The organism is Peptostreptococcus faecalis (assembly GCF_900240845.1).
GTDB lineage: Bacteria > Bacillota > Clostridia > Peptostreptococcales > Peptostreptococcaceae > Peptostreptococcus > Peptostreptococcus faecalis.
Genome location: NZ_OERU01000029.1, coordinates 1 through 814, shown reverse-complemented (window position 1 = coordinate 814; position 814 = coordinate 1). Strand labels below are relative to the sequence as shown.

5 tRNA genes and 1 rRNA gene are annotated in these 814 nt (G+C 43.9%); all 6 read right to left on the bottom strand.

Annotation, left to right across the window (positions count from 1 at the left end):
- Window positions 1-211: 211 nt before the first annotated feature.
- Window positions 212-287 (bottom strand) — tRNA-Phe (locus tag C0982_RS10395).
- 6 nt (window positions 288-293) lie between these two features.
- A tRNA-Ile gene (locus C0982_RS10390) sits at window positions 294-370 on the bottom strand.
- 30 nt (window positions 371-400) lie between these two features.
- Window positions 401-476: transfer RNA gene (locus tag C0982_RS10385), tRNA-Trp, on the bottom strand.
- A 9-nt stretch (window positions 477-485) separates the two neighbouring features.
- Window positions 486-562, bottom strand: a tRNA-Ile gene (locus tag C0982_RS10380).
- A 33-nt stretch (window positions 563-595) separates the two neighbouring features.
- Window positions 596-685, bottom strand: a tRNA-Leu gene (locus C0982_RS10375).
- A 5-nt stretch (window positions 686-690) separates the two neighbouring features.
- Window positions 691-807: ribosomal RNA gene (gene rrf / locus C0982_RS10370) — 5S ribosomal RNA — on the bottom strand.
- Between the last annotated feature and the right edge of the window lie 7 nt (window positions 808-814).

The following is an 814-nucleotide window of genomic DNA, read 5'->3' as shown; positions in this document are numbered from 1 at the left end:
ATTATCTCGAAATATCTGGCTTGGTTTGTTGTTTGTGGTTTAAACCTTTATGGTTTAAACGATTAATCAATTGTTTATAAAAACAATATGAATTAACCTGCTGTTTAATTTTCAAAGTTCATTTTGTTTACCTGTCGTTTTTGACGACTAGATAATAGTAACATCTTTAATTTCTTTTGTCAATAACTTTTTTTAAGTTTTTTAGAAAAAGTGGTGCCTAGAGGCGGAATCGAACCACCGACACGGGGATTTTCAGTCCCCTGCTCTACCGACTGAGCTATCTAGGCATAAATTGGTGGGCCTAGCTGGACTCGAACCAGCGACCTCACGCTTATCAGGCGTGCGCTCTAACCACCTGAGCTATAGGCCCATATAATATATTTGGTTTTATAAATTCTCATGGCAGGGGTGGAGGGACTCGAACCCCCGGCGCACGGTTTTGGAGACCGACGCTCTACCAACTGAGCTACACCCCTATGGTTAAATGGTGGACCATCAGGGATTCGAACCCCGGACCTACCGGTTATGAGCCGGGCGCTCTAACCAACTGAGCTAATGGTCCATAATGTTGGTGTCTGTCACTATAAAAAAATATTGGTGCCGAAGACCGGAATCGAACCGGTACGAAAGTATAAGTTTCGCAGGATTTTAAGTCCTGTGCGTCTGCCAGTTCCGCCACTTCGGCAAATCACGTGGCTACGTCCTATTCTCCCAGACAGCTTCCCATCAAGTACCTTCGGCGCTAAAGAGCTTAACTTCTGTGTTCGGAATGGGAACAGGTGTATCCTCTTTGCTGTAATAACCACATATTAAA